Source organism: Chryseobacterium vaccae (assembly GCF_009602705.1).
Lineage (GTDB): Bacteria > Bacteroidota > Bacteroidia > Flavobacteriales > Weeksellaceae > Chryseobacterium > Chryseobacterium vaccae.
In genome coordinates, this window is sequence record NZ_VSWH01000001.1 from 3225091 (window position 1) to 3248510 (window position 23420).

Here is a 23420-nt window from a genome sequence, read left to right on the forward strand (position 1 = left end):
ATGAAAAGTTAGCCCTTCATCGGGTTAACTTTTTTGGTATGAAGAAAAAACATCATCATAAGAAGAAAACTTCACCTGCAAAAAAATGGTCTGCCAAACTGCATCTGTGGTTTGGTTTGTCCGTTGGAATCATTGTTTTCATTGTTTCACTGACGGGAACTCTCTATGTGTTTAAAGACGAAATACAAAACAGTCTGCGAAAGGAGGCTATTTATGTAAAAGAAACGTCAGCTGAACCCATTTCTATTCATGTTCTGAAGGAAAAAGTCAGCACAGAGCTTAATGAAAAATTTCCGTTGAATTCTGTGGAAATTCCTTTGGATAAAAATAAGTCCTACCGCTTTCTGTACTATGAGAAAAATAAAAAAGGGTGGAATTATTTTGAAGAAGTAAAGATCAACAAATTAGTGTACGTAGACCAGTACAACGGGAAAATTTTGGCAGTATATGATGAAAAATATAACTTCTTCAACATCCTGAAATACATCCACTGGAGCCTCCTGCTCAACTCCGAATGGGGGAAATATGTGGTAGGTATCCCTACCGTTCTCTTTATCATCATGCTGATCACCGGGATTGTTTTATGGTGGCCGAAAAATAAAAAAGCGAGAAAAGGACGCTTCTGGTTCAGCTGGGAGAATGTAAAGACCTGGAAACGCAGAAACTATGATCTTCATAATGTATTAGGATTTTACGCTTCATTTATTGCCCTGTTAATGAGTGTTACAGGAATCTATTTCGCTTATCCGTATGTGAAAAATACCATTCATTTTACGTTATCCGGAGCGGCAGACCTTCCCAAAGACAAAGAAATCAAGTCTCCTGATTCGCTGATGGCTAAAAACAGTTCAGTATATGATCTTACGGCACAACAAACGAGAAAATTATATGCAGGATCTGCCAGCTTCAGAATTCCTCTGAGCGGAAAAAACAAGAAAGGAAAAGACCTGAAGAATATTCCGATAACGATTTACGGAGAGGAAGGAAGATTCAGCGAAAGAAACACCCTGGTCTTCGACAAATACTCAGGAAAACTTCTGGCCAATAAACCTCATCAGCAGTTAAGCAATGCTGAAAAATACGCGAACGCCAATTATGACATCCACACAGGATCTTATTTCGGGCTGTTCGGGAAAATCATCTGGTTCATCACCGGGCTCATCTGTACCTCACTTCCTGTAACAGGATTTCTGGTATGGTGGGGAAAACAAAAGAAACAAGGAAAGAAAATATAATGAAAAAAGCGCTTTTATCAGCTGCGTGTTTAGGGTCTGTTACGGTTTTTGCACAAGTTAAAGACAGCACCCGGACAAATGATGTGGAAGAAGTTATCATGACCGCTTCCCGGAAAAAAGAAAACATCAAAGAAATACCAAGCTCTGTAACCGTTGTTGCTGAAAAACAGATTCAGTCTCAGCTGACGGTCAATTCAGATATTACAAGCATTCTTCAGTATACCGTTCCCAGTTTAGGAACCAATTCCGGACAAACGTCCAATACCGGGCAGACTTTAAGAGGGCGCCAGGTTCTTGTTCTTATTGATGGAATTCCACAGTCTACTCCGCTCAGAAACGGAGCAAGAGATTTAAGAAGCATCGATCCTTCTGTTATTGAAAGAATTGAAGTAATCAAAGGAGCATCTTCCATTTACGGAAACGGAGCAGATGGAGGGATCATCAACTATATCACCAGAAGAAGCAAGTCTGATAAGAAAATCTCCGGACTGTCACAGATCGGCTTTACGGGCCAGCCTTACGAAGGCGGTGGTACCCTTGGGGTAAGAGCCAGCCAGCTTTTATCCGGGAAGATCAATAAGTTTGATTATGTATTTTCTTTAGCCTACGAAAGAACAGGTTATATGAAAGATGCAGACGGCATCTATCTTACCCCGACTTACAGCACTGCCAAAATGAACAATTACAATGGTATGCTGAAATTGGGATATAACATCAATGCTGATCAGAGAATTGAAGCTTCCTACATTGGTTACGCATCAAAATCAGATCTTAACTTAGGATTAAAGACCGGAAAGTATGGCATTTCTCCAACCATCGGAGACGGTGTGGGAAAAAGCCTTGAAACTACACCTCAGGGAACACCAAAAAATCATAATTTCAGAATCAATTATGACAACCAGAATATGTTCTGGGGAAGCACTTCACTGAACTTTAATGCGTATATGCAGGATTTCAAGACTGTATATGGCTATAGCGACACTTTCTTCGGCGGCGGGCAGTCTAATGTGATTTCCAAAAAATACGGAGCCAGAATTAATTTTGACACCAAATTATGGAATGCTCAGAATTCACAGGCCGAAATCATGTACGGAATGGATATCCTGAATGACCAGACGGTACAGAAGCTTGAAGACGGCCGCTACTGGACCCCAGACATGAGCATGACCAATCTTGCCCCCTTTCTATTGATAAAAGTGGACCTTTTAAAGAAACTTACCTTAAAAGGAGGTCTCCGATATGAAAACATGAAAGTTAAAGTAGGTGATTTTAACACGCTTTCTACGCTTAAAAGCGACGGGACTTTTACGCAAAGTATTTTCGTGACAGGCGGAAATCTAAAATACAATGCCTTGGTAGCCAATCTTGGGGTACGATATAACATCGAACCTTTCCTGAATCTGTTCGGAAGCTTCTCACAGTCCTATTCCATCAATGAACTGGGAAGGATATTAAGAACCTCAACCCAGGGAACCATCCAGAATCTTGAAACAAAACCAATCATCGTTAATAACTATGAATTTGGAGCTACGGGACAAATTTCAAAATGGATCAACTATGAGATCACTTCTTATGTGAGTACTTCAAAACTAGGAGCTTCATTTGTGCAGAGCCCGGACAGAGCTTTAACCATTCAGAGATCCCCTGAAATTGTTTACGGTGTGGAAGGATTCTTACATATTACCCCTGCTAAATGGATCAATTTCGGTGGAAGCTACAGCTGGATGGAAGGAATTACTTCATTAAAAGACGATGGTGATTATTCTGCGAAGATCAACAACAGCAGGATTTCTGCTCCGAAAGTCCTTGCCTATATCCAGGCAAAACCCATCCCGGCCCTATCCCTTGGAATTGATATGCTTCACGCTTTCCAACAGGACAGATTCCAGCCTAATACCAAAACCGGATTATTCGCTTACGGAGAAGGTTACGTTCCTGAATATACTGTCTTCAATTTCAAATCAAGCTATGAGATCAACAAAAACTGGAAGGTCTCTCTTGGTGTTGAAAATATATTCAATATCAATTACCAGCCTGCTATTGCCTGGTGGTCTGCCAGAGATAGTGAATTTGTGAACGCACCGGGAACCAGAGGAACCTTAATGCTGGAATATAAATTTTAATTAATCTAAATAAAAAGTAAAACTTATCTTTGTTTTGCTTTTACAACCCATATGAAGAAAAAACATCATCATAATAAAAAGAAACCGGGATTCTTTAAAACATGGTCGGCCAAACTGCATCTTTGGTTTGGTTTGGGAATTGGGTTCCTGATCTTTATAATTTCCATTACCGGAGCATTATATGTCTTTAAAGACGAGGTGGAAAACTTTACCCGTAAAGATGTTATCTACCATAACGAACAGAATATTGAACAAAAGCAGGTTCTTCCGATCAAAGTGATGGAAAAGGCCGTTGCTGACCAGGTCAAGGAAAAATACCCTATCCACTGGGTTAATGTTCCTATTGACAAGAAAATGTCATACATGTTCTTCTGGTACGAACATAATACGAAAGCCTGGAATTATTTTGACGAATACCCGATCTATAAGCAGGCGTATGTCAACCCCTATACCGGAAAAGTGTTGAGGGTTTATGATGAAAAGAATGGATTCTTCAACATTGTAAAGATGATCCACTGGAGTTTCCTTCTGAAACAGGATTGGGGAGCCTACGTTGTAGGAATTCCTGTTATTATATTTGTGATCATGCTGATTACAGGAATCGTGCTCTGGTGGCCGAAAAATAAAGCCGCAAGGAAACAGCGTCTCTCCTTCAAATGGAAAAATGTTAAAAGCTGGAAAAGAAAGAACTACGACCTTCACAATATCCTTGGATTTTATGCCTCAATCTTTGCCTTAATTTTCTCCATCACCGGATTATTCTATGCTTTCTTTGTGGTTCAGGCCATAATTTATGTACTATTTTCTGGAGGAGAAACAAAATATCCGGACTTTTCCCACATCAAAACCAAAGCACCCATTGAGCTGAGAACAGAAGGAACACTAGATAAGATTATCAATACCGTAAAACAGAAATATCCCGACTCTTACGGTTTTGCCATCGACCTTGGGCACGAACATATGGACGATCATGAGCACCCGAATTTCGAGGTGTATGTAAAGCATCTTTCCTACTCTTATCATAAGAGCAGCAGCCTGATCTTTGATGAAAACTCAGGAGAACTTCTTCACACTCATGATCCTAAGGATAAAAATTTCGGTGAAAAAGTGGTCAATGCCAATTATGACATCCATGTCGGTGCCATTCTGGGATTACCTACTAAGATCATCGCATTCATTGTCAGTTTAATATGCGCCTCTCTTCCTGTTACAGGATTCATGATCTGGTGGGGAAGAAGAAAAAAGAAACCCGCCAGAACTGCCTGAAACTTTTTTAAATAAATGTTTTGTTAATAATCTATTAATACAATCTTTTTTATAATTTTAACCCTTTAGAATTACAAATAGAAATGTCATTAATAGATTTATCAAAACAAGTTGCCCTGGGAATTGACATCGGAGGAACGAATACCAAGTTCGGAGTAGTAAACCACCGCGGCGAAGTACTGGAAAAAGGAAGTCTGAGAACCGACGCATACGATAAGGTAGAAGATTTCATTGATGCTCTGCATGAACAGGTACGCCCTTTAATCGAAAAACACGGCACAGAAAAAAACTTTGACGGAATCGGAGTAGGTGCTCCTAATGCCAACTATTATAAAGGAACCATTGAACAGGCCCCTAATCTGCCATGGAAAGGTGTTATTCATTTCACGGATCTGATGACGGCTAAATTCAATCTTCCGTGCAAGGTAACCAATGATGCCAATGCAGCCGCTCTTGGAGAAATGCTTTTCGGAGCCGCCCGCGGAATGAAAGATTTCATTATGATCACCCTGGGAACAGGTGTTGGAAGCGGAATTATTTCCAACGGAAGCCTGATCTACGGACATGACGGTTTTGCCGGAGAGCTGGGACATACCATTGTAAAACCTGGAGGAAGAAAACACTGGAGTACTGGATCTGAAGGAAGCCTAGAAGCCTATGCTTCTGCCACCGGAATTGCCATTACAGCAAAGAAAATGAGAGCCGAATTCCCGGAATCCATGCTGAATCAGTATCCTGAAGACGAGATCAACTCCAAAACAGTACATGAATGTGCTTTGAAAGGAGACCCGATCGCTATTGAGGTTTTCAGATATACCGGACAGAAACTGGGTGAAGCTTTAGCCAACTTTGTGATGTTTTCTTCACCAGAAGCGATTCTTCTTTTCGGAGGCGTAATCAAAGCTGGGGATTTTATCCTGAAACCGGCCAAACTCTACATGGAAAGAAACCTTCTGCCGATCTTCAGAAATAAAGTAAAACTGGTTTTCAGTGAACTGGATGAAGCCGATGCAGCCATCTTAGGAGCAAGTGCCCTTGTATGGGAAAAATAACAGAGTAAATTTTATATATATATTAAGCAGTCATTAATGGCTGCTTTTTTTGTTCATACACATATACAAAGATCTTCTTATCAACCATTAACGAGTAAAATGATTCGGTATCTGTGACAATGAATTTTTTAACCACATTAGTGGGATTTGTGGAATCTATGGGAAATTTAATTCTTATTGATATGATAGCTTGCTTTTTTTCACGCAAAGTTCATGTATAGGCAATATTGATTTTAAGGGAGCAAAGTGTAGAATCAACTTCGTTGATCCGATGAAGCGATAGACCAGCCTTCGGCTCTTTCAATGATGAAAACAGATCATAAAAAATTGCTAAAAATCTTTGATTTTTTTTGCGCCTTAAAAACAGCATAATGGTTAAAAACCTTGCGTCCTTTAGCGTTTAGCCAACAAAAAATCTGCTCAATCATGATCAGCAAGAGAAAAATAGAGGAGGACTTTAATCCGCCTAAATAATAGAAAAACAATCCACTGGCCTTAGCCCAAACTTATATAATCTGCAAAACATAATAAATAAAAAATTCGTGCCTCCGTGGCATAAAACATTTCATTAATTTATAGTTTTTATCGATGCAAACATTCACATTATTTGTATTTAAAACCATCAAAGTTTTTCTTATTTTTGATTGGTTTTTCGGGGTTACAATCCTTCAAAAACAACGAATAAAAATAATCAATTACAATGGAAAATAATCAATTTGAGCAGATCACTTTCGGAGGCGGCTGCTTCTGGTGTGTGGAAAGCTGTTTTAATATGCTGAAAGGAATACAGTCTGCTGTTTCCGGATATTCGGGAGGCCACAAAGATAATCCCACCTATGAAGAAGTCTGTACCGGTGAAACGGGACATGCAGAAGCTGTACAGATTACTTATGATCCTGCTGTTATTTCTTATGAGCAGCTTATGGATGTATTTTTCTTCCTTCATGATCCTACCCAGCTGAACAGACAGGGCAATGATATCGGTACCCAATACCGTTCGGTTATTTACTATAAAGATGATGCGGAAAAAGCTAAAGCAGAAGAAGCTTTAAAAGTGTCTGAAGCTTCGGGAAGATGGACCGGAACTTATGTTACAGAACTTACAAAGTTTGAAAAATTCTGGCCGGCAGAACAATATCACCAGGGATATTATCATGAAAACCCAACACAGCCTTACTGCAGTGCAGTGGTAGGACCGAAGATCCAGAAGTTCAAAAAACATTATGGAGAACTGGGAATGCTGAATATAGAATAAAAAATAGTAAAAGAGAGATAAAATAAAGTTTGTCTCTCTTTTTTATTCCTCTGCCACTATTGTATCTTTTTGCTTGCCTGCATATTTGAAGATAATCCAGGATGTTGACCGTCTTAATTCCCGTCCGGTATCCGGATCCACGCCGTCATCCGTAAAAAATTCAACTTCATTATTGTATTTCGAATACCATGTTTTTCCTGTGGCATTTAGATCTGTCAAAGTATCTTTTCTCATAATTCTTCTAAAAAACATGAAATCATGTTTGTTCATAGCAACTATTGCTAGCCCTGGTCTGATATAACTACTGTCAGTCCCTATATACCTTTCTCCATTCCAGTACATATATTTCTTTTCAGCTGAAGCTCCCATTGACATAAACCCAAGGGCACCCGAATAATCTTTATTGACTTTCTTATTATTGGAAAAAAGTACATTTCCGGTAACCAGACAGATGAGCAAAGCAATTTCCATAATACCCATACCGTTTTTCTTCATAAAATCCGGCATCTTAAAATGCTGCTCATTTGTAATATTAATATTGATCTTAGACAGGTTCTCCGTAATAGATTCTTCATCTTTATCCACACTTATTCTCACCGTTGTGGAATTAGCAGCTTCATCTGTTCTAATAAAAGTTCTGGAAAACTCTGAAAAATCTCTATAGCCTGCATATTGGCTAAGCTTATCAAGTTTATAAGGTTCAATTTTGACTTCCACACCCGTCTCTGCAATATAGGCATCATAATACCTGACTAAGGTTCTATCTGCAATATCAAAATTCAATGTATCACTTAAATATAGACTTAAATACAAAGCTATCCCATTTTTCGTATCCCTTCCTGAGCCCTCTTTTCCTAGTCTAAAAACCTCATGAATTAATAGTTTTACCTTGGACATATTTAGTTTTTTACAGCCGTTACAAAATAGGTAATTTTTCTTCATACCACATTACGGATTTCCGTAACACGGCGCCTGTCCATTCTCTGTCTATTGGTGTCCGTCTTTTGTCTTAGTCCCGTATGAGCATTTTCTCCAAATTTGCCATAGAAATCAGTGACAAACAAAACATTACAAAAACAAAAATACGAAACTGATTTCAAATGACCAGATAAAACGGAGGTAAAACTCCGGGTTGGGAAGCAGATGTTTTCTCCTCCGTTTTTGAAGGTTCACTTCCCAAAAATTTAGAAGCGCTTCAATTTTTTTTAAACATGTAGCTCTACCTGTGATCGGTTTCGCGGGCAACTACAGAAGTCCCAAATTTTTAAATTTTTAAGAAGATGATACAGTTCATTCTAATGCTAATCGCTTTAGCATTCTCAAATAATAATGCCCATACAGTAACAGATAATAACGGCCAGAATCCGGTAACCGTGCAAAATGATGGTGGTGGAGCAGGGATAGATCCGGGAGAGCCAGGAGAACCTGTAGGAGGAAACTCAGGTCAATTGCCGCCGCCGCCTCAACCTAAACCTTAATAAGAACACTAAAATACCGGGACAGATTGTACAAATCTGTCCTTTTTCTTATTTTGCATGTAAAACAAGCAGCTATGAAATGGTTATTATTTATCATGTTAGGATTAGCCCTATTCTCCTGTAAGAAGAAAAAATATATAGCATATGATAATAAAAATTACAAAAAGGCAAGAATTTGTAGAGAATCAAATTCAACAGATTCTGCATTTTATTATTATAACTTGGCTAAAAATGATTATCTTAAAACTAACGACTCGTTAGGGATAGGAAAATCCTTAGTAAATATGGCTATGATTCAGACTAATAAAGGAGATTTTTTTGGAGGAATTGAATCTTCATTGGAGGCCAATAAGTATCTTAAAAAAGAAAAAGATAGTACTATAAGAAGTACGTTAGCAACAAATTACAATAATATTGCTTTAGCATTTCATTTCCTTAAAAGTTTTGACAAATCCTTTGACTTTTATTTTAAAGCTTTAACATATATAGAAAATGAAGATGATAAACTTTTATGCTATAACAATATTGGTGATGTATTAGTTACACAAGGAAATTTTAAGTTGGCTAAAAAATATTTACAAAAGGCTTTACTCACTAATAGTAGCATTAATTACTCAAAGGCCCTAAATAATCTTGCAAAAGCCAAATACCTCGATGATGAGAATTATGATCCACTTCCTGAATTATATCAAGCATTAGAAATTAGAGAGAAGAATAAAGATGAATTGGGAAAAAACTCTAGTTTTGAAACTCTATCAGAATATTTTGCAAAAAAAGATAAGTCTTTGTCATTATCCTTTGCAAAAAAAATGTTTGAAACAGCTGTCAATACTAAAAGGCCAAGCGACCAAATACTAGCATTACAAAAAATTATAATACTAGATCCTCAAAATTATTTAACAAATTTTCAAAAATTTGTTTCTATCAATAGTGATCTCCAAACAGAAAGAAATAAAGCAAAAAATCAATTTGCATTTGTCCGTTATGATTTAGAAGGAAAAAGAGCCGAAAATGAAATACTAAAAGCTGAAAGCTTAAAAAAGAATTTCGGTTTATTAACTTTATCCGTTCTCTTAGTTGGCGGAGGACTTTGGTATAGAAAAAGAAAAATAAGACTTCAGCAGGAAAAAGAACTCGAAGTAAAAAACACCGAGCTCAAAATGTCCAAAAAAGTTCATGATGTTGTAGCTAACGGCATTTATCAGGTAATGACTAAGATAGAAAACCAGGAAAGCTTCGATAAAGAAAAGGCCCTTGACGAACTTGAATTTGTTTACGAAAAATCAAGAGACATTTCCTACGATAAACTGGATCAGATGGGCAGCCCAAAAGATTATAAGGAGAAAATATCCAATCTTATCGCTTCGTTCAAAAACGATGATACAGAAACCTACACTGTAGGCAATGAAGATGAAATATGGACTGGCCTACCCCAATCGCATTTTGAAGAAATCTATCAGGTCATCCGCGAACTGCTCGTGAATATGAAAAAACACAGCCGGGCATCACGTGTCGTTTTTAAATTTGAAAGATTCGAAAATCAAGTTGAAATACACTATACAGATAACGGAATTGGAATTCCTAGCGATATCATTCATAAAAACGGCCTTACTAATACGGTTTCCCGTATGGCAGCAATACATGGAGCTATTATTTTTGACACCAAAACCGAAAAAGGACTGAAGATCAATATTTCATTTCCTGTTTCTTAAAAAAGTAAAAAAATGTTCGAAAAAATCTTAATAGCCGAAGACCACGAAAGCAGCAGTATCTCTGTACAGAAAACACTAGAAGACCTTCATATTACCAATGCAGATTATGTGTATTATTGCGATGATGCATTAGCTAAAATCCAAAAATCCATCCGGGAAAATGATCCGTATGATTTGCTCATCACCGATCTTTTCTTTGAAGAAGACCACCGTGAGCAAATCATAAAAAACGGAACTGAGCTCATCCAGAAGATCCGGGAATTGCAACCCTCCATTAAAGTGATTGTTTTTTCTGCAGAACATAGATCCGGAGTAATAGACTCCCTTTTTACCCAATACCACATCAATGGCTACGTCCGTAAAGCAAGAAATGACTCAAAAGAATTAAAAAAATCCATTGCTTCTGTTTTTATCAACGAAAACTATCTGTCTTTCGACCTGAAACAGGAAGTTAAAAAACTCAACAGCTACGAATTTACAGCCTATGATATCAACATCGTCTCTCTCCTTGCCAAAGGAATTCTTCAAAAGAATATTCCAGATCACCTTAAAGCAAAAGGAATTACTCCCAACGGCCTGAGCAGCGTAGAAAAAAAGCTGAACAGCTTAAAAGAAGACCTGCAGGTAACCAGTAACGAACAGCTTATTGCGTTTTGTAAAGATCTGGGGGTTATTTAATATTTCAAATACTCATGATACAGCCTTTCATTTTTTTGAGAGGCTTTTTGTTTTACGGATTCCCGTAAGGATTGGGTTTTAAAGGATATTACTTTTGAAATATAAATCAATTAAAACAAACGATTATGAAAAAGTACTATGTAAACAAAACAGCACAATCTAATGGAGATCATGAGGTGCATAACGAAAATTGCTTATTTCTGCCAAATATTGAAAACAGAAAATACTTAGGTATATTTTCCTCTTGTGAGGAGGCCGTAAGGGAAGCAAAAAAAGAGCATTCAAGATCAAACGGTTGTTATCATTGCTCAAATGCCTGTCATACCAAATAATCAAAACAAGACTTAGATCATGGAAAACGAACTTACATTTTACCAAGACGGGTTTGTAACAGTTACACAATCCCGGTATGTTACCGAATCAAAAACATATGCCATGAGAAATATATCTTCTGTTCATGTTTTTGAAATAATTAAAAGTAAAACTAAAGCAGTATTAATGATCATTTTCGGATTATTTCTTCTTTTCTCAAAGGATATTTTCTGGATAGGAATAATAATTATCGCTTTAGGGATCTTGTGGCTGTTGTCACTTAAGAATGAGTATGCTGTGAGAATAAGCACGAATGCAGGAGAAGCTAACAGTATCACTTCAAAAAACAGAGATTACATTCAAAAAATCGTCAATGCATTAAATGATGCCATCATTCATCGAGGTTAATTAAAAACAATTCTACTATGAAAAAACTACTCTTCACCACCCTCTTAGGCTTAGGTCTATTACTTCCTGCCAGCTTCACGGCAGCACCACTAAAGTCTAAGTCTGAACTCTCTAACAAAAAGCCAAAGAAAAAAAAATCAAAAAGCAAAAAAAGCAGCAATAGCAGAAGTTTCACCTCTTACTCCTCAGGCAGAGGATGTACTTATAATGGAAATCAACTTTATGTAGGCAAAAGAGGTGGCTGCTATTATTACACTGGAAACAGTAAACAATATGTAGACCGTTCCTATTGCTCAGGGTGTAACTAAGCTTTTATCACCCTGCTTTCAATCAAAAAAACTAAAAACACTCATCATATATCAAAAAAGCGAAGATCTCTCTTCGCTTTTATTATTTTCTGACCATTTCCGTATGCGGAATATCGTCTTCCAGATATTTTTTTCCGGTATCTTCAAATCCGAATCCGGAGTAAAACCTCAGTAAATAATCCTGTGCAGAAATTCTTACTGCTGTTGTATGAAAACGGTTTTCTATCGTCTCCACAGCATATTGTATCAACTGCTTTCCTAAATTCTTTCCTCTTGCTATTTCAGTAGTAAGAACTCTTCCTATAGAAGTCTCATCATATTTGATACCCTTATCAAAAATACGGCAGTAAGCAAGAATATCTCCATGTTCCTCTGCCCATATATGAATAGCTTTCTGATCATAATTATCCAGATCAGGATAAGGGCAGTTCTGCTCTATGACAAATACATCAATACGTGCTTTCAAAATAGCATACAGCTCCGGTACGGTAAACTCATCAAACGTTTTGATCTTCCAGACTATATTACTCATCAAAAGTGACATGATTAAGCGTTAAAAAGTCGTTTGTCTTTTCAATGAAATCCAGAATTTCACCGCAGCCTTCCTTCTTTTCAGCCGAAGTAACATATAATTCCGGCAGATCTTCCCAGGCCTTATGCAGTTCATTCTTGTAATTTTCTACATTCTGAATGGCAACATTGGGTTTCAGCTTATCAACTTTTGTGAAAACAATGGAAAAAGGAACTCCGCTTTCTCCACACCACTGAATAAACTCCAGATCAATTTTTTGCGGAGTATGCCGGGAATCTACCAAAACAAAAAGATTCACCAGATTCCTCCTGTTTAAAATATAATTGGTGATCAGCTTTTCAAAATCCTTTCTTATAGACTTGGAAACTTTGGCATAACCATACCCCGGTAAATCGGTAAGATACCAGTTTTCATTTACTAAAAAATGATTGATCAGCTGTGTTTTTCCCGGAGTCTGTGAAGTTTTGGCCAGATCTTTATGATTCATCATCGCATTGATCAGGGACGATTTTCCTACATTAGACCTTCCGATAAAAGCATATTCAGGAAGTGTAGGCTCAGGACAGTCCTGCCATTTTCCGCTGCTCTTTACAAAATTTGCTGTTTTAATAACCATTTCTCGAATATTTTTAGAAAAATAAACCATTAAGAAAAGCTCTTAATGGTCATTTATATGTTGTATGTATTTACACTTTATCTTTTAACCAGCTGTACAGAGTTTCGTTGAACTCATCCGGTTTTTCCATCATGGCAGCATGTCCACAGTGATCAAGCCAGAACAGATCTGAATTCGGGATAAACTTATGCATATCCTCTGCTACTTCCGGTGGTGTTACATTATCCTGTTTTCCCCAGATCAGACAAGTCGGGGTTTTAATCTTCGGAAGATCATTCAGCATGTTGTGCTTGATGGCACTTCTTGCCAGCATCACCGTTTTGATTCCTTTCATTCTGTCGTTCACTACAGAAAATACTTCATCTACAAGATCTTCTGTTGCAATCGCCGGGTCGTAAAAAACCTCTTCCGTTTTCTTTCTGATATAGGAACGGTCATTCTTTCGGGGAAAACTATCTCCGAAAGTTCTTTCGTACAGACCTGAACTTCCGGTAAGAACAAGATTCTTTACCAGATCCGGTCTTGCCAGGGTTAAAATAAGCCCAACATGACCTCCCATTGAGTTTCCTACAATAGTAACAGGTCCTGAAATATGGCTCTCAATAAACTTGATAATATATTTTGCAAGCGTGGTAAGATTCGTATTGAGTACCGGCAGATCATAGATCGGCAGCTGAGGCACATATACCTTGAAACCTCTTTCCGAAAAAAAATCTACCATTTTATCGAAATTACTCAAACCACCCATTAAACCGTGCAACAGCACCAATGGATGTCCTTCTCCCGCCTCTACAAAAGTATATTTCTTTTCTTTTTTTGTACTAAATATCATATAATGCCTTAATAAAGCCTTGCAAAAATACAAATTAAACCTCAAAAATATTTTGATTACCCTAATTTAAAATAAAAATAATATAATCTCCCCCTTTTTCTTCATTTTTTTCAAAACCACTTTAGTATGGCCTAAATAAGACTTTTCACAACAATCCGGATACCAGCTACTTATCCCTTAAAAACTAAATCTTTAATAAAACTTATTAACATTAAGTCAAAAAGTGGGAAAAAGTGGGAAATTTTGGAAACTTTTATATAAATTTGTCCCAAATGAAAAATTTCATTGGGACATATGAGTGTAAAATTGACGACAAAGGCCGCTTAAAAGTTCCTTCATCTTTAATCAAACAGATGGAAAACTTCGACGATAAGGCGTTTGTAGTCAAGAGATCTGTGTTCCAACCCTGCCTGGAAGTTTACCCAATGAATGCATGGGACAAACTGATGGGCAAAATAAATAAATTAAACAGATTCATTAAAAAGAATGCTGATTTCATACGAATGTTTACGGCAGGCGTAAAAACAGTAGAACTGGATAATGCAGGAAGGCTTCAGATCTCTAAAGACCTGGTAACCTTTGCAAACCTTCAGAAAGATACTGTAATTACCAGCGCAGGAGAGCTTTTCGAAATTTGGGATAAAGAAGCCTATGAAAAGGTGATCGCAACCAACGAAGCCGATTTTGCCAGCCTTGCTGAAGATGTGATGGGCTCTTTCGATGAAGAATAAGAACCACGCAGTTGTAGCGTGATAAAAAACACAAGTTAAGCATGTACCATAACCCCGTTTTATTAAAGCAGAGTGTTGATGATTTGGTGACGAATCCGGACGGAATATACGTGGACTGCACTTTTGGAGGCGGAGGCCACTCCAGGGAAATCCTGAACAGGCTTTCGGACAAAGGAAGATTGTTCAGTTTTGATCAGGATCTTGATGCTCTTAAAAATGCAATTGATGATCCCAGATTTACACTGGTAAACCAGAATTTCAGATTTCTGGAAAACTCCCTGCTGATGTATGGAGTTCCTCAGGTAGACGGAATCCTGGCAGACTTAGGCGTTTCATCCCATCAGTTTGATGAGGCAGAAAGAGGATTTTCAACAAGAAGTGATGCCCCTCTGGACATGAGAATGAACGTGATGCAGAATCTTGATGCTAAACGGGTGATTAATGAATACGGAGAAGAAGAGCTTGCTGACATTTTCTACCACTACGGAGAACTGAGAGAAGCAAGAAAGCTGGCGAGAGAAATCGTTCATCACAGAAAAACGAAGATCATCAATACCACGGAAGACCTGAAAAGGCTATTCAGCTACATTCCGCCCCATAAGGTTAATAAATTCTATGCCCAGCTTTTCCAGGCCATAAGAATTGAAGTAAATCAGGAGCTGGAGGTTTTAAAAGAAATGCTCGTTCAGGCCTACAACGTTCTGAAACCGGAAGGAAGACTGGTCGTTATTTCTTACCATTCATTAGAAGACCGTCTGGTAAAAAGATTCTTAAAGAACGGAATGTTTGAAGGTGAACCGGAAAGAGACATCTACGGAAATTATAAAAAAGCATTTGAGCTTCTGAAAAGTAAAGCGGTTATCCCAGACAGTGAGGAAATCGAAGAAAATTCCAGAGCCCGAAGTGCTAAAATGAGAACAGGAATTAAAATATAAAAGTGAATTGTGGAAAGTCAATAGTGATTTTTTCACATCACAAAATTGACAATTGACCACGAAGTGAATTCACTGCAAAGCAAATTGACAAACAAATAAATTGGCAAAAAGAACAACAAATCGCCCCCAGAAAAGACTCACTTTTATAGACATTATAAAAGGAAATTTTCTGAACCGTGATGAAATCAAAATACATTACAAGTATTTTCTGTTGTTGTTCATCCTGATGATGGCCATGATTTATAGCAACCATCTCGTCAACAAAAAAATTAAAATTGTTAATGCTTTAAAAGAAGAAACAGAAGAATATAAATCAAGAAACGCTTACGCCCAGAGTAAGCTGATCAAAGTAAAAATGGAATCGGAGCTGGGGAAAGAAGTAGCAAGGGATTCTTTAATGACCCTTGAAAATCATCCTCACAAACTGCTAATTAAACTAGACAGTACAGATGCAAAAACAAAATGAATACGACAACAAACGTAAAAAAACGTTAAGGTGGGGCTATCTCTTCGCAGTGGCAGCTCTGTGCGTATTCGTAATGTTTCTTACAAGGATTGTAATCCTGCAAAACACTAACGTTCAGGAAATTAAAGACGATTACATTAATAAAAATTATCGCGAAGCAACCCTGAAAGCTGCCCGCGGAAACCTTTTCGCCTCAGACGGTTCTATTCTGGCTACCACCGTAATGCGTTATGACATCTATCTTGATTTTAAAACTATGAAAGACAGTGTCTACACCAACAATATTGGGGCACTTACTGATTCTTTGAGCAAAATGTTTGGAAAATCCAGAGGAGAATTCAGACAGAAATTTGATGAGCAGAAAAAGAAAAAAAACCAATACTATACCTTAGTAAAAGGGCTAGATTTCGACCAGTACGACAGAATCCGAAACTTTCCGATCTTCAAAAAAGGAAAAAATAAAGGAGGATTTATCGTTGACAGAAACTACAAAAGGGAATTAGCCACTTCAGAAATCGGAGCCGGAACCATCGGGATGGATAACGGTGAATTAAAATCCGGACTGGAAGGTGCTTTCTCCAAATACCTGACCGGAACCGACGGAAAAAGACTGGAGCAGAGAATCAATTCCTCTCAATGGAAACCAATTGATTACTGGAAAGTTAAGGAGCCTGTAGACGGAGAAGACGTATATACAACCCTGGACCTTAGAATTCAGGATATTGCACACTCCGCGTTAGAAAAACAGCTTATCAATTACGAAGCAAAGCACGGAACCGTGATCGTGATGGAGGTAGAAACCGGAAAAGTACGCGCGCTTGTCAACCTAAAAAGAACAGAATCAGGCGAATATGAAGACTCTTACAACTACGCCTTAAAAGATAACATCGAACCCGGTTCCACCTTTAAAACCATCTCTCTGCTTGCCGCAATGGATGACGGCTTTATTGATGAAAACACCACAGTAAACGTAGGAAACGGAGTATGGGTTTATGCCAAACAAAGAATTTCAGACGGCCACGGTGGAGGAACCTACGACATCAGTGATGTTCTTGCAAAATCCAGTAATGTGGGTACCGCAAAACTGATCACAAAATACTATGCAGAAAAACCACAGATATTTCTGGATCATCTGAAACGCTGGAAATTATTCGATAAAATGGATATCGAACTGCCGGGAATCACAAAGCCTAAAATCCTGACCCCGCAGCACTCGAGATGGAACGCTGCTACCCTGGCCTCCATTTCTTTCGGGTACTCCTCAAATATCAATCTACTACAGTTAACAACTTTCTATAATGGGGTTGCTAATGGTGGTAAAATGGTGAAGCCACTTTTCATTGACAAGATCATGAAAGACGGAAAAGTAATGTACAGCGCCAAGCCGGAAGTAATGGTCAACAAAATGGCTTCCGAAAAAGCAATTAAAATGATGACCAGCGCTCTGACCAAAGCCGTAGAAAAAGGAACCGGACGAAGCATCTTCACCCCGAACCTTAAAATGGCCGGAAAAACAGGAACGGCAAGATTTGAATATTGGCTTCCTGGTCCAATGAAATACCGTGCTTCATTCGCTGGTTTCTATCCCGCGGATAGTCCGAAGTACACCTGCTATGTAATGGTCAGCGAACCCAATACAGCAAAAGGATTTTATGGAGGAGCCGTTTCTGCACCCGTATTTAAGGAAATCGCAGGAAAAACATTCCTGAAAACACCACAGAATATTGAAAAAGAAATGCTGGTAGACAAAAGGGTAGACCTAAGCAAAATGGTTGAACCTAACGTCAAAGTAGCAGTTAATGATAAACAAATGCCTAACGTAGTAGGACTTATTGGTAAAAATGTAATTCCACAACTGGAAAACTTAGGATACCGTGTCGATTACAAAGGAGTTGGAAGGATCAAAGAGCAATTCCCACTGGAAGGTACTACGATCAGCAAGAACCAGAGAATTTATTTATCGCTGCAGAATTAATAGAAAAACAAAGTCCCGAAGGGACGATTTAACAAGGAATAGGATGCAATCCTATTAATAAAAATGATAATAACAGAATTAGTAAACAGAATCCCGGTAACAGCAATTCATGGCAACAGCAGCCGTGAAGTTACCGAATTGGTGTTTGACAGTAGAAAAGCTACAGAAAACTCCCTTTATATTGCAATAAAAGGAACTGTTTCTGATGGCCACTCTTTCATTTCCTCAGCAATTGAAAAAGGAGCCGCAACAATTGTCTGCGAAGAACTTCCGGAAGTATTGGCAGAAAATATAACCTATATACAGGTAAAAGATTCATCCAAAGCTTTAGGACATCTCGCTTCTAATTTCTATGGAAACCCTTCCAGAAAATTAAAACTGGTAGGAGTTACAGGAACCAACGGAAAAACATCTGTCTCTACCCTGCTTTTTGATGTTTTCAAAAATATGGGCTATGATTCTGCCTTACTTTCAACAGTTGAGATCAGAATAGGAGAAGAAATCATTCCCGCCACCCATACCACTCCGGATGTGATCACCATCAATAAAATTCTGGCTGAAGCAGTGGAAAAAGGATGTGAATTTGCTTTTATGGAAGTAAGTTCCCACGGGATTGCACAAAACAGAATCGAAGGATTGCACTTCAAAGTGGCAGGATTTACCAATCTTACCCACGATCATTTAGATTATCATAAAACCTTTGGCGAATATCTTAAAACCAAAAAAAGATTTTTCGACGAACTGGAAGGTACAGCCGTTGCCATTACCAATGTTGATGACAAAAACGGAAATGTGATGCTTCAGAACACCAAAGCAAAGAAAAAATCTTATGCTTTGAAAACGATGGCAGATTACCATGGAAAGCTTCTTGAAGTTGATTTTAACGGAATGCTTTTAAATTTCAACGGAAAAGAATTCTGGACAACGCTGACCGGAAAATTCAATGTCTATAACCTTCTTTTGGTTTTCGGAATCGCAGAAGAACTGGGTTTTGAGCAGGATGAAGTTCTTCAGGCTGTAAGTAAATTAAAAAGAGTTTCCGGAAGATTTGAAACATTCAGATCAGATGGCGGAATTTTCTTCATTGTAGATTATGCCCACACACCAGATGCCTTAGAAAACATTCTGGACAGCATCAACGATATCAGAACCAAAAATGAAAGACTTATCACTGTTTTTGGATGCGGAGGTGACAGAGACCACTCGAAAAGACCTGAAATGGGAAATATTGCCACCAAAAAATCAACACTGGCGATTATCACTTCAGACAATCCGAGAACAGAAGATCCCGCGCAGATCATCAAAGAAATTGAAGCAGGCGTTGAACCTCAGAACTTCAGCAAATACACTTCAATTCCAGACAGAAAAGAAGCCATCAAAATGGCTATAAAATTTGCAGAACCGAAAGATATTGTTCTCGTAGCCGGAAAAGGACACGAAACCTATCAGGAAATCAATGGTGTAAAACATCATTTTGACGATAAAGAAACGATTAATGAACTTTGGAAATTAATGAGTAAATAGAATTTAAAACGATCATTAATTAAAACTTGACAACATGCTATACTATCTATACGAATACTTAACCAGCCATGGAATCCATATCCCCGGATTAGGAATGTTGAAATACATTTCCTTCCGTGCAGGGATCGCCGTGCTTTTTTCTCTGGTCATTGCTCTGGTTTACGGAAAAAGAGTAATCAACTACCTGAGAACGAAACAAATGGGTGAACTGGTACGCGATCTTGGATTAGACGGGCAAAAGCAGAAAGAAGGAACCCCTACCATGGGAGGACTAATCATCATTCTGGCAACCATCATTCCGGTCCTACTATTTACAAGGATCACTAACGTCTACATTGTTCTCCTGCTGGTTTCTATGTTATGGATGGGTGCAATCGGTTTTCTGGATGATTATTTAAAGAAAATCAAAAAAAATAAAGACGGTCTGAGCGGTAAATTTAAAGTAGTCGGACAGGTGGGACTGGGACTGATTGTCGGAATCACCATGTATTTCCATCCGGACATTACCGTTAAAAGAAAATATGCCGATGCAAAAGTAGTGAACCGGAACAATGTAGAACAAAACTTTATGCCTACAGAAAAAATTACAGTCTCTACCGTTCCTTTTGCTAAAAATAATGAATTCGATTACAGCGGAATTCTGTTCTGGATGAATGATAAAGATGCCCATGAGTGGGCATGGATTGTCTTTATTCCTATTGTTATCTTCATTGTAACCGCCGTATCCAACGGAGCCAACATTACAGACGGTATAGACGGTCTTGCCGCAGGAACCAGTGTAGTCATACTGCTCACCCTTGCATTGTTCGCCTACCTTTCCGGGAACATTATCTTCGCAGATTATCTCAACATCATGTTCCTTCCGAATATGGGAGAAACCACCATTTTTGCAGTAGCCATGGTAGGTGCCGTAATTGGCTTTTTCTGGTACAATACCTATCCTGCACAGGTTTTTATGGGAGATACCGGAAGTTTAATGCTGGGAGGCGTAATTGCCGTTCTGGCCATTATCCTGAGAAAAGAATTACTGATTCCTGTTTTATGCGGAATTTTCTTAATCGAAAACCTATCCGTGATGCTTCAGGTAATCGTTTTCAAATACAGAAAGAAAAAATATGGGCTGGAATATGCCCAAAACAATAGACTGTTCAGAATGTCACCATTACACCACCACTATCAGAAAGAAGGTTTCCACGAAAGTAAAATCGTGAACCGTATGATTATTATTGGAGTAATACTGGCTATTATATGTCTGATCACACTGAAAATGAGATAATTTTTGTAAAAAGTAGAAAGTATTGATGTAAAAGACACCCTTACATTGTACGTTTTACAATTTACATTTTACAAAAAAATTAATTATGAAAATAGTTGTTTTAGGAGGAGGAGAAAGCGGATGTGGTGCTGCTTATTTGGCTAAAAAACAAGGTCTGGAAGTTTTTCTTTCAGACAAGGGAGCTATTAAGGATCACTACAAACAGTTTCTGACTGAAAATGAAATTGAATTTGAAGAAGGAAATCACAACGAAGAAAGAATTTTAAACGCAGACTGGATTGTAAAAAGCCCGGGAATTCCCAAAAAGGCAGAAATCATCCATAAAATTCATGAGAAAGGAATCAGACTTTCCTCTGAAATAGAATTTGCGTCAGAATTCACCAATGCTAAAATTATCGCCATCACCGGAAGTAACGGAAAAACCACCACAACTTCCCTGATCTATTATATCCTGAAAAATGACGGATTGAATGTAGGCTTAGGCGGAAACATTGGCTACAGCTTTGCCAGACAGGTTGCTGATGAAAACCATGAATATTATGTCCTGGAAGTAAGCTCTTTCCAATTAGATGATATTCAGAACTTCAGACCTTATATTTCCCTTCTATTGAACCTGTCTCAGGATCACCTGGATCAGTACAACTACAACTATGAGGAATATGCATTGGCTAAATTCCGAATCGCTGAAAATCAGGAAAATGACAATTTCTTCATCTACAATAAAGATGATGAAATGAGCAAAAATATTCTTGAAAAACTGGAGATCAGAGCCAAAATGATCCCTTTTTCAACCAAGGAAAAACTGGCAGAAGGAGGTTTTATCAATGAAGATAAAATTGAAGTTAAGATGAAAGATGAGTTCACCATGAAAATTGATGAACTTTCACTTCTCGGAAACCACAATGTTGCCAACAGTTTAGCCGCATCTATTGCAGGTAAAATACTGGAAATCAACAATGACAGCATCAGAAATTCCCTGATGACTTTCCAAGCAGTAGAACACAGGCTGGAATTTGTAACTGAAATTGAAGGAGTAAAATACATCAACGACAGTAAGGCAACCAACGTAAACGCCACCTATTACGCTTTAGAAAGTATGAAAACGCCTACCGTATGGATTGTAGGAGGACTGGATAAAGGAAACGACTACTCAGAAATTGAGGATCTGGTGAAAAGAAAGGTAAAAGCCATTGTCTGCCTTGGAATAGACAACCAGAAGATCATAGACTTCTTTAAAAACAAAAAAGAATTCATCTACGATACTTCAAGCATGGAAGAAGCCGTAAGAATATCAAAATCTCTGGCAAAGAACGGAGATACCGTTTTACTTTCCCCATGTTGCGCAAGTTTTGATCTTTTCAAAAGCTATGAAGACAGAGGAAAACAATTTAAAGAACAGGTATTAAAAGCCAATGGCCATTAGCCAGAAGCCAATAGCATTAAATATGGACGAACAGAACACAGAAAGCAGATTTGAATTTCTAAAGGGCGATAAAGTACTTTGGATGGTCATTCTTGTGATTTCCATTTTCTCTATCTTCCCTGTATATTCTGCAAGTTCAAATCTCGAATACATTGTCAATAACGGGACCACCACCGGTCACGTTATCAAGCATATGTTCTTTGTAGTCTTAGGTCTTGGAATCATGAGACTGGTAGGAACCGTAAAATATGAATACATCGGAAAACTCAGCAGCATCCTGCTGGGCCTGATGATTGTTCTATTGATCGTTACCATGTTTACGGGCCAAACCATCGACGGAGCCAGTGCTTCCAGATGGCTTAAAATTCCCGGAACTCCAATTTCATTCCAACCGTCATCATTCGCCTTTTTAATGCTGATTATTTACCTGTGCAGATATTTAACAAAGAAAATAACCAGAGAAAGACTCCCGATAGAAAATATCATGTACATTTTCGGGCCAATTCTTCTTGTATTTGTACTGGTAGCCAAGGATAACGGTTCAACCGCTTTGATGATTCTAATGGTTTCCGTAGTGGTTCTCATCATAGGACAGCTTCACTGGAAATACATTGCCGGATTTATCTCCGCATCATTTGTAGCCATTGTCTTCTTCCTGCTGATTGCACTGAATACCAACATGATCGGAGGAAACCGTGTACATACCTGGATGAGCCGTATCGAAACATTTACCTCCAGCAAGGCCAAAACAGCTGACGTAGATGACGAAAGCGTAAAAGCAAAAAACTATCAGGTAATGCAGGCTAAAGCAGCCATCGTTCATGGTGGAATTACCGGAATGGGGCCAGGAAAAAGCGCACTGAAACAAATGCTTCCCCAGTCTGCCTCCGACTTTATCTTCGCCGTTATCGTAGAAGAATACGGATTGATAGGTGCCGCCTTTCTGATAAGCCTCTATTTGATTATGATGATCCGGATTGTCATGATAGCCAGTAAAATGCCCGCCTTTTTTGGGTCGCTGCTGGTGCTCAGTCTCGGGGTAATGATCTTCATACAGCTCTCAGTAAATATAGCCGTTGCCGTCAACCTGATTCCAGTAACCGGACAGCCGCTGCCACTTATCAGCTACGGAGGAACCTCAATGCTGGTAACCTACCTTCAGCTGGGAATTATTTTAAATATAAGCTCAAGAATACAGATCTACGATGAAGAAGGAATGGGCAAAAAACAAAGCATAGCAGAAATTAACGATATCGCATAAAACAAAAGTCCCAAAGGGACGA

23 protein-coding genes are annotated in these 23420 nt (G+C 38.3%); 19 read left to right on the forward strand and 4 right to left on the reverse strand.

The window, feature by feature from the left end; translation table 11 throughout:
* Positions 1–38 precede the first annotated feature (38 nt).
* The 5 genes from FW768_RS14630 to msrA all read left to right on the forward strand — a co-directional run bounded on the left by FW768_RS14630 (position 39) and on the right by msrA (position 6931).
* Positions 39–1235, forward strand: a complete 1197-nt coding sequence (locus tag FW768_RS14630; protein WP_153396607.1) for a PepSY-associated TM helix domain-containing protein — start codon at positions 39–41, stop codon at positions 1233–1235.
* A complete protein-coding gene (locus tag FW768_RS14635; RefSeq protein ID WP_153396609.1) occupies positions 1235–3358 on the forward strand; it encodes a TonB-dependent receptor in 2124 nt (707 codons plus the stop codon). The genes FW768_RS14630 and FW768_RS14635 overlap by 1 nt, the downstream gene beginning before the upstream one ends.
* A 51-nt stretch (positions 3359–3409) precedes the next feature.
* Complete coding sequence (locus FW768_RS14640; protein ID WP_153396611.1) at positions 3410–4624, forward strand: PepSY-associated TM helix domain-containing protein; 1215 nt, start codon at positions 3410–3412, stop codon at positions 4622–4624.
* Positions 4625–4707: 83 nt separating this feature from the next.
* Positions 4708–5676, forward strand: a complete 969-nt coding sequence (locus FW768_RS14645) for an ROK family protein (RefSeq protein ID WP_153396612.1) — start codon at positions 4708–4710, stop codon at positions 5674–5676.
* A 700-nt stretch (positions 5677–6376) separates the two neighbouring features.
* A complete protein-coding gene (gene msrA / locus FW768_RS14650) occupies positions 6377–6931 on the forward strand; it encodes a peptide-methionine (S)-S-oxide reductase MsrA (protein ID WP_153396614.1) in 555 nt (184 codons plus the stop codon).
* Between the two features lie 42 nt (positions 6932–6973).
* Here the strand turns inward: msrA and FW768_RS14655 are convergent, their stop codons facing one another.
* Positions 6974–7828 (reverse strand): hypothetical protein, encoded by an 855-nt coding sequence (locus FW768_RS14655; protein WP_153396616.1) that lies wholly within the window; start codon positions 7826–7828, stop codon positions 6974–6976.
* A 383-nt stretch (positions 7829–8211) separates the two neighbouring features.
* On the opposite strand from FW768_RS14655, the gene FW768_RS14660 reads away from it, so the two are divergent.
* The 6 genes from FW768_RS14660 (at position 8212) to FW768_RS14685 (ending at position 11827) form a co-directional block, all read left to right on the forward strand.
* Positions 8212–8409 (forward strand): hypothetical protein, encoded by a 198-nt coding sequence (locus FW768_RS14660; RefSeq protein ID WP_153396618.1) that lies wholly within the window; start codon positions 8212–8214, stop codon positions 8407–8409.
* A gap of 74 nt (positions 8410–8483) precedes the next feature.
* Positions 8484–10121 (forward strand): tetratricopeptide repeat-containing sensor histidine kinase, encoded by a 1638-nt coding sequence (locus FW768_RS14665; protein ID WP_153396620.1) that lies wholly within the window; start codon positions 8484–8486, stop codon positions 10119–10121.
* A gap of 12 nt (positions 10122–10133) precedes the next feature.
* Positions 10134–10799, forward strand: a complete 666-nt coding sequence (locus tag FW768_RS14670) for a response regulator (RefSeq protein ID WP_153396622.1) — start codon at positions 10134–10136, stop codon at positions 10797–10799.
* A gap of 125 nt (positions 10800–10924) precedes the next feature.
* The gene (locus FW768_RS14675) at positions 10925–11131 is read left to right on the forward strand and encodes a hypothetical protein (RefSeq protein ID WP_153396624.1); all 207 of its coding nucleotides are present in this window, start codon (positions 10925–10927) and stop codon (positions 11129–11131) included.
* Positions 11132–11150: 19 nt separating this feature from the next.
* Positions 11151–11519 (forward strand): DUF6232 family protein, encoded by a 369-nt coding sequence (locus tag FW768_RS14680; RefSeq protein ID WP_153396626.1) that lies wholly within the window; start codon positions 11151–11153, stop codon positions 11517–11519.
* Between the two features lie 17 nt (positions 11520–11536).
* Positions 11537–11827, forward strand: coding sequence for a hypothetical protein (locus tag FW768_RS14685; RefSeq protein WP_153396628.1), 291 nt, complete (start codon positions 11537–11539; stop codon positions 11825–11827).
* 82 nt (positions 11828–11909) lie between these two features.
* On the opposite strand, the gene FW768_RS14690 is transcribed toward FW768_RS14685, so the two are convergent.
* The 3 genes from FW768_RS14690 to FW768_RS14700 form a co-directional block, all read right to left on the reverse strand.
* On the reverse strand, positions 11910–12359 hold the full coding sequence (locus tag FW768_RS14690) for a GNAT family N-acetyltransferase (RefSeq protein ID WP_153396630.1): 450 nt from the start codon (positions 12357–12359) through the stop codon (positions 11910–11912).
* Entirely contained in the window at positions 12352–12975 is a 624-nt protein-coding gene (gene yihA, locus FW768_RS14695) for a ribosome biogenesis GTP-binding protein YihA/YsxC (protein ID WP_153396632.1), read from the reverse strand. Before yihA ends, FW768_RS14690 begins: the two co-directional genes overlap by 8 nt.
* A gap of 70 nt (positions 12976–13045) precedes the next feature.
* Positions 13046–13807 carry an alpha/beta fold hydrolase gene (locus FW768_RS14700; RefSeq protein WP_153396633.1) on the reverse strand — a complete coding sequence of 254 codons (762 nt, stop codon included), beginning with the start codon at positions 13805–13807 and terminating at the stop codon, positions 13046–13048.
* 272 nt (positions 13808–14079) lie between these two features.
* On the opposite strand from FW768_RS14700, the gene mraZ reads away from it, so the two are divergent.
* The 8 genes from mraZ to FW768_RS14740 all read left to right on the forward strand — a co-directional run bounded on the left by mraZ (position 14080) and on the right by FW768_RS14740 (position 23398).
* A complete protein-coding gene (gene mraZ / locus FW768_RS14705; protein ID WP_153396635.1) occupies positions 14080–14538 on the forward strand; it encodes a division/cell wall cluster transcriptional repressor MraZ in 459 nt (152 codons plus the stop codon).
* Between the two features lie 41 nt (positions 14539–14579).
* Positions 14580–15473: a 16S rRNA (cytosine(1402)-N(4))-methyltransferase RsmH gene (gene rsmH / locus FW768_RS14710; RefSeq protein ID WP_153396637.1), complete on the forward strand. Its 894-nt coding sequence runs from the start codon at positions 14580–14582 to the stop codon at positions 15471–15473.
* A gap of 100 nt (positions 15474–15573) precedes the next feature.
* Positions 15574–15939: an FtsL-like putative cell division protein gene (locus FW768_RS14715; RefSeq protein ID WP_153396639.1), complete on the forward strand. Its 366-nt coding sequence runs from the start codon at positions 15574–15576 to the stop codon at positions 15937–15939.
* Positions 15923–17914, forward strand: coding sequence for a penicillin-binding transpeptidase domain-containing protein (locus FW768_RS14720; protein ID WP_153396641.1), 1992 nt, complete (start codon positions 15923–15925; stop codon positions 17912–17914). Before FW768_RS14715 ends, FW768_RS14720 begins: the two co-directional genes overlap by 17 nt.
* 63 nt (positions 17915–17977) lie before the next feature.
* The gene (locus FW768_RS14725; RefSeq protein WP_153396643.1) at positions 17978–19438 is read left to right on the forward strand and encodes a UDP-N-acetylmuramoyl-L-alanyl-D-glutamate--2,6-diaminopimelate ligase; all 1461 of its coding nucleotides are present in this window, start codon (positions 17978–17980) and stop codon (positions 19436–19438) included.
* 34 nt (positions 19439–19472) lie between these two features.
* Positions 19473–20714, forward strand: coding sequence for a phospho-N-acetylmuramoyl-pentapeptide-transferase (gene mraY, locus FW768_RS14730; protein WP_153396645.1), 1242 nt, complete (start codon positions 19473–19475; stop codon positions 20712–20714).
* An 85-nt stretch (positions 20715–20799) separates the two neighbouring features.
* Positions 20800–22137, forward strand: a complete 1338-nt coding sequence (murD, locus tag FW768_RS14735) for a UDP-N-acetylmuramoyl-L-alanine--D-glutamate ligase (RefSeq protein WP_153396646.1) — start codon at positions 20800–20802, stop codon at positions 22135–22137.
* Between the two features lie 22 nt (positions 22138–22159).
* Positions 22160–23398: an FtsW/RodA/SpoVE family cell cycle protein gene (locus FW768_RS14740; protein WP_153396648.1), complete on the forward strand. Its 1239-nt coding sequence runs from the start codon at positions 22160–22162 to the stop codon at positions 23396–23398.
* Positions 23399–23420: the final 22 nt, after the last annotated feature.